Annotated in this window: 14 protein-coding genes; 10 read left to right on the forward strand and 4 right to left on the reverse strand. The window is 41.2% G+C overall.

Annotated features, from left to right (window positions below):
• Positions 1-22 precede the first annotated feature (22 nt).
• From secB to AC0L3Y_RS03685, 7 genes are all read left to right on the forward strand, one after another.
• On the forward strand, positions 23-511 hold the full coding sequence (gene secB, locus AC0L3Y_RS03655) for a protein-export chaperone SecB (protein ID WP_473468912.1): 489 nt from the start codon (positions 23-25) through the stop codon (positions 509-511).
• Between the two features lie 246 nt (positions 512-757).
• On the forward strand, positions 758-2,416 hold the full coding sequence (locus AC0L3Y_RS03660) for a COG3014 family protein (protein WP_473468916.1): 1,659 nt from the start codon (positions 758-760) through the stop codon (positions 2,414-2,416).
• Positions 2,417-2,469: 53 nt separating this feature from the next.
• The gene (locus AC0L3Y_RS03665) at positions 2,470-3,084 is read left to right on the forward strand and encodes a penicillin-binding protein activator LpoB (protein ID WP_473468918.1); all 615 of its coding nucleotides are present in this window, start codon (positions 2,470-2,472) and stop codon (positions 3,082-3,084) included.
• Between the two features lie 2 nt (positions 3,085-3,086).
• Positions 3,087-4,130, forward strand: coding sequence for an LPP20 family lipoprotein (locus AC0L3Y_RS03670; RefSeq protein WP_473468921.1), 1,044 nt, complete (start codon positions 3,087-3,089; stop codon positions 4,128-4,130).
• A 126-nt stretch (positions 4,131-4,256) separates the two neighbouring features.
• A complete protein-coding gene (locus AC0L3Y_RS03675; RefSeq protein ID WP_473468923.1) occupies positions 4,257-4,427 on the forward strand; it encodes an RSP_7527 family protein in 171 nt (56 codons plus the stop codon).
• Between the two features lie 277 nt (positions 4,428-4,704).
• A complete protein-coding gene (locus tag AC0L3Y_RS03680) occupies positions 4,705-6,477 on the forward strand; it encodes an EAL domain-containing protein (RefSeq protein ID WP_473468925.1) in 1,773 nt (590 codons plus the stop codon).
• Between the two features lie 108 nt (positions 6,478-6,585).
• A complete protein-coding gene (locus tag AC0L3Y_RS03685) occupies positions 6,586-7,389 on the forward strand; it encodes a UDP-2,3-diacylglucosamine diphosphatase (protein ID WP_473468927.1) in 804 nt (267 codons plus the stop codon).
• Between the two features lie 76 nt (positions 7,390-7,465).
• Here the strand turns inward: AC0L3Y_RS03685 and AC0L3Y_RS03690 are convergent, their stop codons facing one another.
• The 4 genes from AC0L3Y_RS03690 to AC0L3Y_RS03705 all read right to left on the reverse strand — a co-directional run bounded on the left by AC0L3Y_RS03690 (position 7,466) and on the right by AC0L3Y_RS03705 (position 12,238).
• Positions 7,466-8,128: a DUF6998 domain-containing protein gene (locus AC0L3Y_RS03690; RefSeq protein WP_473468930.1), complete on the reverse strand. Its 663-nt coding sequence runs from the start codon at positions 8,126-8,128 to the stop codon at positions 7,466-7,468.
• Positions 8,129-8,314: 186 nt separating this feature from the next.
• Positions 8,315-9,370 carry an AbiTii domain-containing protein gene (locus AC0L3Y_RS03695; RefSeq protein ID WP_473468933.1) on the reverse strand — a complete coding sequence of 352 codons (1,056 nt, stop codon included), beginning with the start codon at positions 9,368-9,370 and terminating at the stop codon, positions 8,315-8,317.
• 327 nt (positions 9,371-9,697) lie between these two features.
• Positions 9,698-10,357, reverse strand: a complete 660-nt coding sequence (locus AC0L3Y_RS03700) for a 3'-5' exonuclease (RefSeq protein ID WP_473468936.1) — start codon at positions 10,355-10,357, stop codon at positions 9,698-9,700.
• A gap of 15 nt (positions 10,358-10,372) precedes the next feature.
• A complete protein-coding gene (locus AC0L3Y_RS03705; RefSeq protein ID WP_473468938.1) occupies positions 10,373-12,238 on the reverse strand; it encodes a DUF294 nucleotidyltransferase-like domain-containing protein in 1,866 nt (621 codons plus the stop codon).
• A gap of 322 nt (positions 12,239-12,560) precedes the next feature.
• Here AC0L3Y_RS03705 and AC0L3Y_RS03710 point away from each other — a divergent pair, with 322 nt between their 5' ends.
• The 3 genes from AC0L3Y_RS03710 to AC0L3Y_RS03720 all read left to right on the forward strand — a co-directional run bounded on the left by AC0L3Y_RS03710 (position 12,561) and on the right by AC0L3Y_RS03720 (position 15,526).
• Entirely contained in the window at positions 12,561-13,577 is a 1,017-nt protein-coding gene (locus AC0L3Y_RS03710; protein ID WP_473468941.1) for a TRAP transporter substrate-binding protein, read from the forward strand.
• A gap of 82 nt (positions 13,578-13,659) precedes the next feature.
• Positions 13,660-14,217: a TRAP transporter small permease subunit gene (locus AC0L3Y_RS03715; protein ID WP_473468945.1), complete on the forward strand. Its 558-nt coding sequence runs from the start codon at positions 13,660-13,662 to the stop codon at positions 14,215-14,217.
• Complete coding sequence (locus AC0L3Y_RS03720) at positions 14,210-15,526, forward strand: TRAP transporter large permease (RefSeq protein ID WP_473468948.1); 1,317 nt, start codon at positions 14,210-14,212, stop codon at positions 15,524-15,526. Before AC0L3Y_RS03715 ends, AC0L3Y_RS03720 begins: the two co-directional genes overlap by 8 nt.
• Positions 15,527-15,589 lie beyond the last annotated feature (63 nt).

Here is a 15,589-nt window from a genome sequence, read left to right on the forward strand (position 1 = left end):
AAAATAAAGATAAGGAACAACAATGTCTGATACAACTGAAGTAAACTCTGCAGCCGAAACACAAGAAGCTCAAGCACCGCAACTGTCTTTGCAGCGTATTTTCTTAAAAGACATTTCTTTTGAATCTCCACGCTCACCTATGATTTTCCAAGAAGAGTGGAAACCAGAAGTAGGCTTAGAACTTAATACCAAAAGCCGCCAAGTTGGTGAAAATGTATACGAAGTGGTTTTAGAAATTACAGTTACCGTTAAAAACAATGGCGAAACTGGATTCCTAGTTCAAGTTCAACAAGGTGGTTTGTTTGTTATTTCTGGTTTAGATGACCAGCAATTACATCACGCTTTGGGTGCTTTTTGCCCTGCTACTATTTTCCCATATGCTCGTGAAAACATCGATGCAGTTGTGACTAAGGGCAGCTTCGCTCCTCTGATGTTAGCACCAATTAATTTTGATGCGCTTTATATAGAAAGCCTACAAAAACAACAAGCTGCTGCAGAAACAACACAATAGTAAAGATTGTTTGATTGTAAAAAGTACTAAAACACAAGTACGATAAAAGGGAGGCTGTATGCCTCCTTTTTTTTGTAGCATACTAACAAGCCAGTCACTCATCAGCCAGAATGGAAAGAATGATGAAAAAGAAAAAGAAACCTTGTCCATATTGCCTTAAAGCTCGCTGGTTAGCTCTATATTTAGGCTGTTTGGCTTTACTGGCGGTGCTTTTTGCTAACCAGTTTCTAGACAAGGGATTTTAATGTGAAATGGATTTTACTTTGGTTGAATGTTGCCATTCTGTCTGGCTGTGCCACCTATAAACAAAGCATTGATGAAGGTTTATCCTTGGCCAAAGAAGGCGACTGGCAAGCGGCTGAGAACACATTAGAAGCTGTTTTAGATAACCCTCAGGATCAACTTCTCTATTATTTAGAAATTGGTGCTCTCGCACAAAATCAAGGAGATTTTGTGCGCAGCAATGAGCTCCTCGAAAAAGCAGATCGACTAAGTGATACATTTTTTCAGGACAGTTTTTCTAATCGCTCATGGGCATTATTAAGTAATCCAAGACAAAGTAATTACCGTGGCAACGGCATCGAACGAGTCTATATAAGTTATTTAAAATCCCTTAATTATCTAGCTCTTGCGGAAAAGGCAATTTCGGCCTCAGAAAGACTTAAACTCAATGACGCCGCCCTTGTGGAAGTTCGTCGTATTGATGTAAAGCTAAATGAAATCCGGGCTCAAAATCCGAGTTATCAGGACCTAGATGAGAAAGAAAACCAAGCCTTTTACATGAAAGCACTTAGTTGGCTAGGTGATTTCTACACAGGTGGACGCGACACAGACCAATTCCTTTATCGTGATGATGCATGGGCCCGTTACATGGAAGGCCTACAATACGAAATGAATGGCGAATACGATGACGCTCGAATTAGTTATCAAAAATCCGCTGAACTCTATGAGGCTGGTTACGCAAAACAGTATGCATTATCGAGCCTCACTGCAGAGCGAGCATGGTTAGATGTTATTCGTATGATGCAAAAAGGCGGCTTCAGCCTGGATGAAATACAAAGAAAAATCACGCAGAAATTATCTTCCCCCATGCAAGATACTCTACAACAATACCATAATGGCGACGCTGAATTGGTTGTTTTAGAGCATCAAGGTTTTATTCCAGACAAAAATGAGATGACCCTATTACTTTATCCTGACTCTCGTGCTTACTCTTTAGTACTTGAGCCTCTTCATGGCGGTGGACGAGTAGAAGATAATGACGCATTTCGTTGGTTTACCATGGTCTATGCAGATATCAATCCGCTGAACCTAATAGCCAATTATAAAGCTGGCGGTGCTTGGGGAACCTTCTCAGGTGTGTTCACTAAACGCATTATTCTCGGCCCCGCAGTTTGGCAGCAACTAAAAGCACTCAAGGTTGATAATCTATTAAACCAACAGCCGATACGCGTTACTGTACCTTATTATCAGCGCTACACATTAGACAACCAGCAACCTAAACTACAAATCAGTGGCAGCACAAGTGCAAGCAGTTTGAGGATGACCTCCTTAGCGGATATCGCTTTCCAAGAGCAGTTAGCGCAAGCACAAAGAGACATATATGAGGGTTTAACAAGAGAGCTTTTACGTAGCTGGTTGGCTTATCAAGTTACTTCGAACATTCAAGACGAAAGCACTGCGTTATTATTGAGCTTCATTGGCCAAGTTGCTGTTTTTGCTTCCTCTGCCGCAGACACACGGAATTGGTTAACACTCCCAGCTCAAATCAGACTAACAAGAGAACCATTACCACCCGGTGAATACAATCCGAGTTACAAAGTAAATAAACAACAATTCTCTCTAGGAAAAATTAATCTGGAGCCAAATAAAATTAAGCTGTGGAATCTACGCAACCCCGGCTAAATTGATTACACTGAATGCTTAGCATCAGACAAAACGGACGTAAGGAAAATATTATGAACAGTAATAAAATCAAATCACCTTTATGGAAAGGCTTTTTCACCTTGTTTGTCGCTGTATTACTAACAGCCTGCTCCAGTGGTAGCGTAAAGCGACTTGATGCCAATGAAGAAGTCGCTTTGTCTGATCGTTGGAACGACACAGATTCCCGCCTGGTGGCAGAGGAAATGATGGGAGATATGCTTACCTTCCCATGGTTCCGTGATTATAACTTCAGTCAGAAAGGCAACCCAACAGTGATTGTTCAAACGATCCGTAATAAGTCGTCTGAACACATTCCAGTTGACACTTTTATCAACGACATCAAACGCAGCCTTTTACGTGCAGGTAAAGTAGATTTTGTTGTTTCTGGTGCAGAACGTGATGAGATTCGTAACGAACGTGAAGAACAAGAATTGAATGCAGCACCCGGTACAGTTGCTCAGTTTGGTTTAGAACAGGGTGCAGGCTTTGCTCTTTCAGGAACGATTAACTCGATTGTCGATTCCAATGGCGACCAGCGCGTTAGTTTCTATCAAGTGGATTTGAAATTAATCGACATGACAACCAATCGCGAAGTTTGGAACGGTCAGAAAAAAATCAAAAAATTAGCAGATAAAGGCTTCTTCTAACTATGATATTTTCTTCGCGCTCCAAATTGCTATTAGGCTCAAAAACGTCAAAGTGGGTACTGACCATTGGTTTAGTATCCGCTTTAACAGGCTGCATTGGTTCAAATACCAAAACAGAAAAGACGGATGACATTCCAAGCTGGATAACATCGCCACCTAAAAGCAACACACACATTTATGGTGTTGGCAGCGCAGACAGAATTGAAAATATCGCCTTGGCTTTTATTCAAGCAGAGCAAAATGGCAACGTCCAAATTGCTCAGCAGCTTCGAACCCAAGTCAGCCAAACGAATACGCAAGATACACAGGTAACATCAGGTCAAAGTGGTGAGCAGGTATTAAAAAGACAAACCGCATACACCCAAGTCACAACTGCGCCTATCGAATTAGAACAAGCCGTTAATGAAAAGCGCTTTGCAGGTAAGAACTACGTCTATGCCTTACAATCCATTAACCGTTCCCGCGTCATTGCAAAATTGACCAACGAATTAAATGAATTAGATGACACTATTCGTAAACAAGCAGCATCATTAAGCACTTCTGTGAACCAACCACCAGCCACAGAAGATTGGCAAACTTACATGAAGCTAATTCCTTATTTTGCACAACGCACTTCTTACGTTGATGATCTGGACCTTTATTCCTCACAAAGCTCCCCAGCAGGAAAAGCGGCACAAGACATTCAGGACATAGAGCAACAACTTGGACAAGCGTTATTTAGCTATGGCTTTGATGTATCCGAAACAAAACAAGCCAACGAACTTGCTAGTGCCCTATCTAAATACGGCTTAACACCAAAGAATAATTCTGTGTTTACTATCAGAACAACAACAAGCCGAAATAATGAAACGCAATCTGGTCGTTTTTATGCTTTTGAAAGTGGCACATTAGACCTAATAGGCCCGTCAGGCGTTCGTATTGCATCATGGACAGTAAGCTCAAGAGGGATAGCGAAAAACCAACAAAACGCCGAGGCTAAGGCTATTGAGAATTGGTCAACACAAGCAATCGAAGCTATGTTTACTTGGTTAACTCGCTTAGATTAATACCCTCACCCAAAAGATTGATGAATTTTTCTAACCTATTAGCTGAAATATGATCGTTTGCCGATCGATTGGTCAACTCCTATTATATGTGTTGTCAAAGACGACATATCTATTAGGAGAAAGACCATGAAAAACGATTTAAAATATGATGAATTAGGCAACTTCGATACTGACTATTATGTTGAACAAGCTTACGCTTTACGTCGTGCATATTATGCAGCTCTAGTTAAAAAAGTCGTAGCAAATGTAAAATCCTTCTTCGCTAGCTTGACTATTCGCACATTAAAATCTGCGTAATAGTCATTAGCCTGATGGCAATAAAGTACCCAATGTTCCCGATGATCGAGAAGTTATAATAAAAAATCGATCCGGTAACGGGTTCCTTTACGAATCACATAAAAACCGCTTTATTATTCCGCTCAAACACTTCCCAGTAATTTTTTCATAGCAACAATACTCTTCGTTAAAAATATAAAACCTCTTTTTTTGTCCTTCATCTAGTCATCATAACGTAACAAATATGACATAAACTCCTATCTTAGTTAATTTTCAATCGCCAAATATTCGAGATAAAATGACTCATATTGATGACAAGATACTGCTTGAAAAAATTCTAGCCAATAGGTTGATTACACCTTACTTCCAACCTATCTATGACTTAAATAACGGCCAAATTTATGGTCATGAGGCCCTGTCTCGAGGCCCTCAAGATTCCAAACTATTCTCCCCTGATCCATTATTTACTCTCGCTCAACAGGAAGGAAAGCTGCATAAGCTTGAACTACTGTGTCGTGAAAAAGCACTTTCTAAATTTGCGGAGCTCGCTTTAAAAGGCCGATTATTTTTAAACGTGAGTGCTTCTTTATTGGCTTCTCCAGACCACCAAAAAGGTATGACCTTGTCTATCCTTAACGAACTTGGTTTGGATCAAAAAAATATTGTTATTGAATTATCAGAACAACATCCTTACGACCATAATGGTTTACCTCGCTCTAGTGTTGATCATTATCGAGAGATGGGATTCCAAGTGGCAATTGATGACCTTGGTGTTGGCTATTCTGGGTTACAACTTTGGTCAGAGTTACAGCCAGATATTGTCAAAATAGATAAACACTTTATTAAAAACATTGATAAAGATGAAATCAAACGAGAATTCGTACGCTCTATTCTCACCATCGCACAACGCTTAAATTGCCTATTGATTGCAGAAGGCATAGAAACACAACAAGAACTAGATCAGTTGATTGAGATTGGAGTCGCCTTTGGTCAAGGTTATTTTCTTGGGCGACCAACAGATAACCCCGTATTTACGACTCACCCTTATTTGGTTAACCAAGCTCAGCGACGCTCGCAATTTCAAGTTGATCATTCCGAAACCGTACAAACACTCTGCCGCACAACACCATGTCTACATGAAACCAGCCTTCTTGATGAAGCTTCGGCATACTTTAAAAAGCATCAAGATCTTATTGCCATCACCATACTCAATGACAACCAAATGCCTGTTGGCGTAGTCAGACGCCATCAACTTCATGAACTTTTTTCTACACCCTATGGTCGAGCACTTTACGAACACAAGCCAGTCACACATCTAATAAACAGCGACGTCCTTATTGTTGAAAGTAACGTCAGTCTTTCCAGTGTTTCTACTTTAATGACCAATCAAGAAGCGGATACGCTGAACAACGAAATCATTGTTGTTCGTAACGGCAAGTTTATTGGCACAGGCCATCTAAGAGATCTTTTAAAACGCATTACCGAATTAAAAATTCAAAATGCGACCTATTCAAATCCTCTTACCTTATTACCAGGAAACGTCCCAATTCATCGAGAAGTCAGTCGTCGCTTAATCGCAGAAGACAGCTTTCATGTGGCGTACTTTGATTTGAATGACTTCAAACCTTTTAATGATTTTTTTGGTTATTCAAAAGGAGATGCAGTCATTCAACTGGTTGGCAGCTTAATCAAAGATGTTGTTTTTCCAGACAATAATTTTATCGGTCATATTGGTGGCGACGATTTCGTTGTTATCTTTGGCGATTCAGATTGGCAGCAGCAATGCGAGACAATCTTGACTATGTTCACAAGCAGAATACGTGATTTTTACTCTGACGATATTCTAAACGAAGGTGGTGTTTGGACAAAAAATCGTCAAGGCACAACACTCTTTCATCCGATTTTAAGCTTATCGATTGGCGTTGTTAAACCCGATTCAAAACAATGCAAAAATCACCACCAAGTAGCTGAAATGGCTGCGCAAGCGAAAAAGTCAGCGAAACAAAAAGGCGGTAATCATTTATATTTACAGCCTTACCTTGTCACATCAAAACTCGAAATGACGGTTTAATTTTCTGTTATCTAACTGTCATAAAGAAAGCATGAGTTTGTCATAAACACGGATTAATCTAGAAGTAATCAGACCGATTACGCTAGCAACAACCCGAACGAGGTGTTTATGCAAACTAAGTTTCGATCCGTGTTTATTTCTGATGTTCACCTAGGAACAAAAGCCTGTCAGGCGATTCATTTGTTGGATTTCTTGAAAAGCATTCAAACGGACACGCTTTATCTAGTTGGCGATATTATTGATTTACAAGAGATGCGCCATAAAGCTTATTTTGTCGATACTCACCAAAAAGTGGTTGAGCAAGTATTAAGTATGGCGAAATCCGGTACCAAGGTCATTTACATCCCTGGCAACCATGACGCCTTCTTCCGCCAATTTGCAGGGCAAAACTTATCTGGCATTGATATTAAAATGCATGCTCGCCATAAAACCGCAGATGGTCGAACTTTCCATGTTAGCCACGGTGATGAATTCGATCAGATGGTAAAAATCAGTCCCCTTATGTTAGCCATCGGAGACCGAGCTCACGGCGTCATGTTGTCACTCAACCAATGGATAAATGGCGTCAGACGGTTTGTTGGTTTGCCTTATTGGTCACTCGCTGGCTATTTGAAAAGCCACATTAGCAAAGCCAAAGAGTTCATCGAACGATTCGAAACAGCGGCGTTAAAATCAGCTAAGAACCAAAAAGTGGACGGTTATATTTGCGGCCATATTCACTTTGCTTCATTTAGAATGAAAGACGACATCCTTTACTGTAACGATGGCGACTGGGTCGAGCATTGCACTGCGCTAACCGAATCAACTTCTGGCGAACTGAGTTTATTGCATTGGTCAGAACAACCTAAAGTACTCGCGACAGAACCCAAAATAGAAGATTGGGGTTATGAGCCGATTCCTTCCAACAGCTGAATGGTTGGAATAATGGGCTGTGTTAGGGAGCTCTTAGTCATCATAAATTCGATGGTGAGAGATGGGATGGCATTAATTAGGCATTCAGTTCACTGATGAGTAAACTTCCCAATTGCCTTGTGTTGTAGTAGTTTCCATTGCTATTTAGTATTGAGACCCCAAGCGCTTTAGCCATTTTCCTAAGATGTGGTTTAGCTGGCACAAGAGGAGATTCATTTTCAATAACCTCTATTGAGCCATTCTCACGTTCAGCAATAGTTAAGTTGTCCCAGACAGCCTCTTTAACTTTTGGAATCTCTCGATTGATGCGGTCAGATTTAGTTAGTTTGCTCAAAGCAAGTGTGTACTTTGAGCCAGAAGTACACATGAGCGATTTGGCTTGCTCAACACTTCCGTCGAACAAGGTTTCGATTTGCATCTCTTCAACGTTAATCCGCAACACAACAACGCGGTCAACACAGTGGAGTGTATTTGAGTTAAATGAAACTTGTCCATTATTAGCAAGACGTCCAGTCGTTTTGACTGAGACTCTTTCACCGTCTCCACTTACTACATCATACCCGGATTGATTTACTTCAGTTGCCATTTGACCATTGGTAATCAAAGCTGAATAAAGTTCACCAATTCTTCCTGTCAAATGCCTCAACTCTGTAATAGGAACACCCCAACTTAACTCACGTTCAAGCCAAGTCATCGACTCGCCTAGAGATTGAATTACCTGCATTTGTGTTAAAGCCAAAGACTTATCTCCTGACACCTAGCATCTGCATTTTCGGCTGATTTATAGCACAGCAAAAAACCAATCCACGACTATAAATTTCATAAATCCTCTATTTTCTTCGAGAACACATAACACCTCGCTCACCCAAGATTTTGTAAGTGTAACGAGTGAAGTTTTCGTGTATTGAGGCTTATTACGCTTCAGTTAACTATAATGTTCCAAATTGACCTCTTCTTGCTCAACTTCTGCTTTAAGCTGCAATATATCACCAACAACAAGATAAGTATAAATTACATATCTATCGGCCTCATCCTGACTTGAAATTACATCATGGGAACCTTTTTGCGCAGCTTGAAAAATTGAATCAAGCCGCTCTCCGAGGTATTTCATATGAGAACCAACAATTTCTTCAAACCTTTTCGAAGTGACGTTTTCCTCTACATATGCCATCAATCGATTTATGTAGTTGTCGGGGCCAAGCTTAATTGTTCTTTCTTTACCATTAACTTCTAATATTTTTGGCTCTCTAGCCGGATACAGTACATCTGCTGTATCTTGAAGAATTCGCCTACAACTATGCACAGCATTTGACCAATCTTCGGTATTCTCAGACCTAAGGTTTTCATATACAGCAGAAAATTTTTGTACTGAATCTGGAATCAAAGAGCCAACTTTCTCGTCTACTTTTGAACGTATTCTAGAAAAAATGTCATTGGAAATTGCTGAATATTTAATTTCATAATGTACTGAAGACACATACTCGTATACAAATGCACGTCGTTTAGCAATGAATTTAGATTTTTGACTAATACTGAGGCGTAACGAATCCCTTTCTCTTTTATTACCTAATGGTGCAGAAAGGTACTGATTTGGATTTGCTGAGGTCAGTGCTACATCGGCATCTTTTGCCACTGCTAAACTATCCTTAGCAGCCTCTAGGTCAAAATGTAACTGCTCAAGTGAATCCAGTGATGCTGTTTCATGTATACCTTCATTATCTTTATGTTTATTTATTCGTCCAGCTACTCCAGCAAGAGCCCACGTTTTGGAGTCAACGCCATTCGGTGTTTTTGGGTACCCGCTTACTTCATAAAGAAAGATTTTTTGATGATCAAAATGACCGATTAAACGAGCAAGACGGCTCGCTTTTAATGCAATACTGCTTAGAGAACCTGTATTCAGTTCAATATCACTAATAATACTTTCACTTAACGATAAGGCTTCTTTAAGACTTTCCGATGTAGCTAAAATTTCTTCCATTTAAAACCCTAGTTTGATTGAGGTATAACAGTTTTATAATGCATAGCGAGTTATCCCAACGCTGAAAACACTTATATATTGATACTAAAAGACTTTTTATTTATCTACCAGTGCCAACGAGCAAGACCGTCATTATTGAAGGCAAAGCAAAGCCGATGAGCGAGGTCAAACGATAGTGTCGAGTGAATGGTTTTGCTTTGGCAACCCAGAACGGAGGACTGATCGGTCTAAAGGCCGATCAAAAAGAGCCAGACAGAACCCCTCCCTAGCCCTCCCCTTGAAGAAATGGGAGGGAACAGTGCGTTACAGCCAAGACGAGCGAGGTACTTAACGCGGTGTAAAACAGGTTTTTCCGCCGCCCATTTGGTTTAGGTCGTGCAGTAGACAAGAGCTTCCCTGATAAGCCACCTGCGCGAGTAACAGTTCAGCCGTCGCTAAGGCGTCGGTTAACGCATCGTGGCCTTCATATTCTGGTAATCCATAACGCGCTCGACAAGCTCCAAGTCGAAAACCGCCGTCTTGTATTGGCTGCTGGGAACGGTTATTTTTCGTTCGTTCAATCGCCAAGGTATCTAACCAATTTATCGAGAATGAAGGCAAAGCGAGTGTTTGCCATGATTGTTTCAAAAAGCTTAATTCCAGTGGCGCGTGGTGCATGACTAAGATTCGGTTTCTGAGTAAATGCCGTAGATAGCGCAAGACACTTTCTTGTCTTTTACCATCCCGCTCCACGTCAGAATCCATGATCATGTGAATGCCAACGTTATCGCCAACCTCTGCATTTTCAAGCAAGATATGACGAGCGCTGTCCAATTCAATCACACCATTTTGAATGCAAACCCAGCCAACGCTGACGATATGATCTTGCTTAGCGTCTAGTCCAGACGTTTCAATATCTAACACTAAATAGTTCCAATCAGCCCAATCTTGTTTTGTTGATTGACGAGACAAATGCCACGCTTTCGCCTTGTGTATCAGCTTTTGCATCGGTTCCATTACCATCTAGCTGTAACCTCTTAAAAAGCGTTGCTGAGCCACGTCTTGCACATCGCTAATAATACTAAAGGTGGTTTTCAGATGTTTTCGTTCTAGTGAACTTAATTTTTTAGGATCTAAATAAGCGCTCGCCTTTCCAGTTGATTGCCAATGGGCACTCTGAATTTCCAAACGTAATTCGTTGAGCTGATCCCATGCGTCCATCAGGTTACGTGCCGTATCAACACTGATCAGTTTTTCACGAATTGCCTGCTCGATGCGATCTAAGGTTCCCACTCGATAAGTTTGACATGACAAGCCATACAGTCTTGCTAAGTCATTAATAAGTGCTAAGCCTTGATGCTTCAAATCTAATTGGTTTTTGTGTTCACCCGATGACTCTAATAAGAAATGGCGAAAGAAACCTAATGGCGGTTTTGTCACCAAAGCGCTGCGCGTTAATGTGGCTAAAAACAGACTATTTTTACTGACTTCTAACTGCATAGATTGAATTAAACTATCTACCGCTTCTTCGTCGCCATACACACAGCGAATATCGAAAAAGATACTGGCATGAAGCAAAGCACTGGGCGAACTACTTTTGATCCACTTAGAAAAAGCTTTTTGCCAACCAGTATTTGTCATTCGCCATTCGGGATTGCTCGCCATAATATTACCGGGACACAATCGAACCCCACACAAACCTAGCCCCTGACAAACAAATTCAGACAAGTTAGCGAAATAGACACTTTCCTCTTCTGAAGGATCACGCTCTAACATCAAACCATTGTCTTGATCACTGCCCAGTGATTGATCTTTACGTGCTTGAGAACCAAACACTAAAAATTGAAAAGCCATCGGTGCCGGACCAAACTTTTCCAACCCAAGCTCAATCAGGCGCCGCGTTAAATTGTCGCTGACTGTCGCCAATACTTTGCCAATATCAGCAGGTTTCATGTCCGTTACAATCAAGTTAATAATCAAGGTCGGCCATTGTTTACAAGCCTGAGCCAAGGCTTCCACACTCTGTTGACGATGAATCTGATTGATTAATAAAAGCGGACTAAGTTCTTGATGTCGCAATAAATCAGCAGCCGTTAACATGCCAACAGCATTCTGTTGCTCATCGACAATTGGCAAATGGTGAATATTACTTTCACTCATTAAGGTCTGAGCCTGCATCACCAGAGATTCCGGCGGCAAACTCACAGGCGAAGCTGTCATCACATCTGCGACGAGAGTGTCTGACGAACCACCTAATGCCAATATACGTGAGCGTAAATCTCTATCTGTTACAATGCCCAATAAGCGGGAACCCTCTACCACCAAAATCGAGCTAACCCGAGCTTCTGTCATACGCATTGCGATGGTTTGCACCGTTTCATTAGGTGATGCCAAAATTAACTGACGCGTCATGATATGCGCAATAGGTGTAGAAAGTTGTAATGCTGGTGAGGCTAATTCATTGTTCTGGCTGCGAGATAACTTTTTCAAGCGATTGTGACGAGTGTGCTCAAAGAAAAGGCCAAAGGCTTCACTTTTTTCGCATGCCTCTAAAAAATGAGCTTTTTCAAATCGATAAACTAAGCTGTCCTCCATAGCCACAACTTGTAATCCATCAGGATTTTGTGACATGGCACTCGATACACCAAAGCATTCACCATCCGCAATTTGATCTACCAGTCCACCTTTTGGCGTACGGATTTCACAAGCCCCTCGACGAATCAAATGTACTGTTGCCGCTTCATTTTCCAATGATAGGACTTGGCCTTGGCGAACATACAGCATAGAAACGCCGGTTAATAAGCGCGTCCTTTCTGGCAAGTCTAAGCTCGAAAACGGAGGAATGGTTGTAATGAATTTGTGGACTTCAGGAATATCTATGGCAGCCATATTATTATTCTCTTCACTAATCAACAAAAGACTAATCAATAAAAGAGTGTGCGCCTTTATTGTAGATAACAAAACGTTTCTTAGACCAATGTCTAAAGCCAAACAAAGACGTTTATTTGCTTTCAGCCGTAATTAGTTTTTCCAACCTTGTGTTAAATTCTTTTATATATCAATTGGCTATCAAATCTTTCATTTAATTCCCTATCAAATGCTTGACTAAGAGGAAAAGTTACCGGTAACATTCGCATTAAGAGTTACCGGTAACATACAGACAAAACCAAGACTCTTTCCTAAAAAAAATAATCATCAGGAAGCCATAATTATGAGCAAGATTAGTACAGTTCTTCTGACTGCCACTTTAGCTGGCGCACTCTCTACATCTGCTATCGCTGCAGATTATAAATTCAAGTTCCAATCTTCTGATCCAGCGGGCGATAAAAACTTCCAAGTTCAAAAAGAGTGGACGGAACGCGTTGAAGCCATGACTGGTGGTCGTGTTCATATCGATTTACTTCCTGTAGGCAGTGTTTTCAAACATACTGAAACCCTTGATGGAATCAAAATGGGCATCCTAGATGGTCATATCACTGCGACTGAATTTTTCTCCGGTAAAGATCCCGCATTTGGATTAATTGGTAATACAGTTGGCGCATGGTCAAGCACTCAACAACTTCTACAATATGTAAACTATGGTGGCGGTTACGAGCTAATGACTGAACTTTACGCTCCTTATGGCGTGAAATTCATCGGTGGTTCAACCACTGGCGTTGAGTCTTTTGTTTCTCGTGTTCCATTGAACGGTGTGGAAGATCTTAAAGGCTTGAAACTTCGTGCTCCAGAAGGTTTAGTTCAACGTGTATTTGCCGCTGCAGGTGCTGCTCCAGTAAACCTACCAGGTTCTGAAGTATTCACAGGCCTAAGCAAAGGCGTTATTGATGCTGCGGATTACACGGTTTTTTCCACAAACCAAAAAGCTGGCATGAATGACATCGCGACACATCCTGTACAACCTGGCTTCCATTCTCTACCATTGATCGACATTTCAATGAATCAAAAGAAATGGGACAAGTTACCAGCAGATATCCAAGAAATCCTTACGGTATCCGTACGTGATTTTGCTCAAGATATGACAACTCAATTGCATATTGCCGATCAAATCGCGGTAAAAGCAGCTCAAGCTGATCCAAATATCACTATCCACGACTGGTCTGCTGAAGAACGTAAAAAATTCCGTGCGATTGCTCGTACGCAATGGGAAGAGTTTGCTAAGGGTTCAAAAAATGCCCAAAAAGTATACGATTCAATTACGACCTACCTAGAAACAAACGGTCTTCTATAAGTTGTAAATACACAACTAAGATGATTTATTAAGCCACGCAAAGCAGGCGTAATATCACGCCTGCTTTTCATTGGATCCGATTATGAAAGAAACCATTCATCCCCCTATTGTTGATAACTCAGACGAGCCAAGAAACGCTTTAGATCGTTTCATTTATAAGCTTGGCAACACCTTGAGTTTATTATTTATCCTTACCGTTGCGATTTCTTTTTATGAAGTATTAATGCGCTATGTATTCAATGCCCCCACTATTTGGGTACATGAAACCGCTTCTTTCCTTGGCGGCTGTTTATTTGTTTTCGGTGGAATTTATGCGATGTCGATTAACAAACATGTTCGCGTCGTGTTGATCTACGATATGGTTTCAGACAAAACTCGACGTTGGCTGAATGTTTTCCACCATATTATGGGGCTGATTTTTTCTGGCTTATTAAGTTGGGCCGCTTATCAAATGGTACAAGATTCTTGGTTCTCGCCATTCGGTGAAATACGTTTAGAAACATCTGGTTCAGCTTGGAACCCTGCTTTCCCAGCGTTAGTAAAAGGCATGATTTTTCTTACCTTAAGTATTATGTTCGTGCAGTTTTTACTGCATCTGATTCAAGAGATTAATGGCCTAAGGAAACGCAAAGATGTTTGATTTATCCGCTATGGGCATAGGCTACGGCAGCCTACTCATGCTCGGTTCTATGATTCTATTATTGCTAACTGGTATGCAGTTGGCTTTTGTTACCGCTCTTGTTGCGCTGGTTTTTGCTATTGGTTGGTTTGGTGTTGGCGCATTGCCACTAATCACCAGTCGCTTATACAGTTTTGTTGGCAGTTATGTTTTCCTCGCCGTTCCTATGTTTGTCTTAATGGCGGCTCTCCTAGATAGATCTGGCATTGCCCGTGACCTGTTCGATGCAATGAAGGTATTCGGCCGTAAGCTTCGTGGCGGTGTTGCAGTACAAACATTATTAGTTGCGATTGTTTTAGCCTCTATGTCTGGTGTTATCGGTGGTGAAACCGTTCTACTGGGCATTCTAGCGTTACCGCAAATGTTACGCCTTGGTTATAACCGCAAGTTAGCAATCGGAACGACCTGTGCAGGTGGCGCACTTGGCACCATGTTACCACCAAGCATCGTATTAATTATCTATGGTTTAACGGCAAGTGTTTCTATTGGTGATTTATTTAAAGCGGCGTTCCTGCCTGCTTTTATATTAGCTTTTGCCTACATGGCTTACGTACTTATTCTATGTCGTATTCATCCAGAATACGCGCCGTTACCAACAGCAGAAGAACTTGCCGCTGATGATGATATCAACTATTTCAAAGCGCTTTTCTTTCCTCTACTTACTGTTATGACGGTTCTTGGCAGTATTTATTTAGGTGTCGCATCGGTTACAGAAGCTTCTGCTCTAGGCGTAGTCGGTATCTTAATTAGTGCGGCCATTCGTGGCGAACTTGATTTTTCTATGATCAAAGACAGTGCCAAAGCGACCATGAGCACATGTGGCATGATCATCTGGATTGGTATTGGTGCAACCGCTCTTGTTGGTGTTTACAACCTTATGGGCGGTATCGATTTTGTTGAAGAAATCATTCTGGCTCTAAGTGGTGGCAGCGTTATGGGTACCATTATGATCATGATGGTTATCTTACTTGTCTTAGGTATGTTCTTAGATTGGGTAGGCGTCGCATTATTAACCATGCCTATCTTTGTACCCATTATTGTCGGACTCGGCTTAGACCCAATTTGGTTTGGTGTGGTGTTCTGTTTGAATATGCAGGTTTCTTTCTTATCACCGCCATTTGGCCCTGCGGCTTTTTATCTTAAATCTGTTGCACCCAAAGATATCAGTTTAGGTGAAATATTCAGCTCTTTGCTTCCTTTTATTGGCATTCAAGTTGTCGTGCTCGCCTTGGTTATATTCTTCCCAGAATTGGCGCTTTGGTGGAAATAGGCAACAAACAACAATGCCGTTCAAGCAGTTCTTTGAACGATACAACCTTGCTGATAACAGCAA

Source organism: Marinomonas sp. GJ51-14 (assembly GCF_055808695.1).

Coding starts and splice junctions, on each gene's coding strand:
- secB (WP_473468912.1), top strand. CDS start 23: ATGTCTGATACAACTGAAGTAAACTCTGCAGCCGAAACACAAGAAGCT.
- AC0L3Y_RS03665 (WP_473468918.1), top strand. CDS start 2,470: ATGAACAGTAATAAAATCAAATCACCTTTATGGAAAGGCTTTTTCACC.
- AC0L3Y_RS03670 (WP_473468921.1), top strand. CDS start 3,087: ATGATATTTTCTTCGCGCTCCAAATTGCTATTAGGCTCAAAAACGTCA.
- AC0L3Y_RS03675 (WP_473468923.1), top strand. CDS start 4,257: ATGAAAAACGATTTAAAATATGATGAATTAGGCAACTTCGATACTGAC.
- AC0L3Y_RS03680 (WP_473468925.1), top strand. CDS start 4,705: ATGACTCATATTGATGACAAGATACTGCTTGAAAAAATTCTAGCCAAT.
- AC0L3Y_RS03685 (WP_473468927.1), top strand. CDS start 6,586: ATGCAAACTAAGTTTCGATCCGTGTTTATTTCTGATGTTCACCTAGGA.
- AC0L3Y_RS03695 (WP_473468933.1), bottom strand. CDS start 9,370: ATGGAAGAAATTTTAGCTACATCGGAAAGTCTTAAAGAAGCCTTATCG.
- AC0L3Y_RS03700 (WP_473468936.1), bottom strand. CDS start 10,357: ATGCAAAAGCTGATACACAAGGCGAAAGCGTGGCATTTGTCTCGTCAA.
- AC0L3Y_RS03705 (WP_473468938.1), bottom strand. CDS start 12,238: ATGGCTGCCATAGATATTCCTGAAGTCCACAAATTCATTACAACCATT.
- AC0L3Y_RS03710 (WP_473468941.1), top strand. CDS start 12,561: ATGAGCAAGATTAGTACAGTTCTTCTGACTGCCACTTTAGCTGGCGCA.
- AC0L3Y_RS03715 (WP_473468945.1), top strand. CDS start 13,660: ATGAAAGAAACCATTCATCCCCCTATTGTTGATAACTCAGACGAGCCA.
- AC0L3Y_RS03720 (WP_473468948.1), top strand. CDS start 14,210: ATGTTTGATTTATCCGCTATGGGCATAGGCTACGGCAGCCTACTCATG.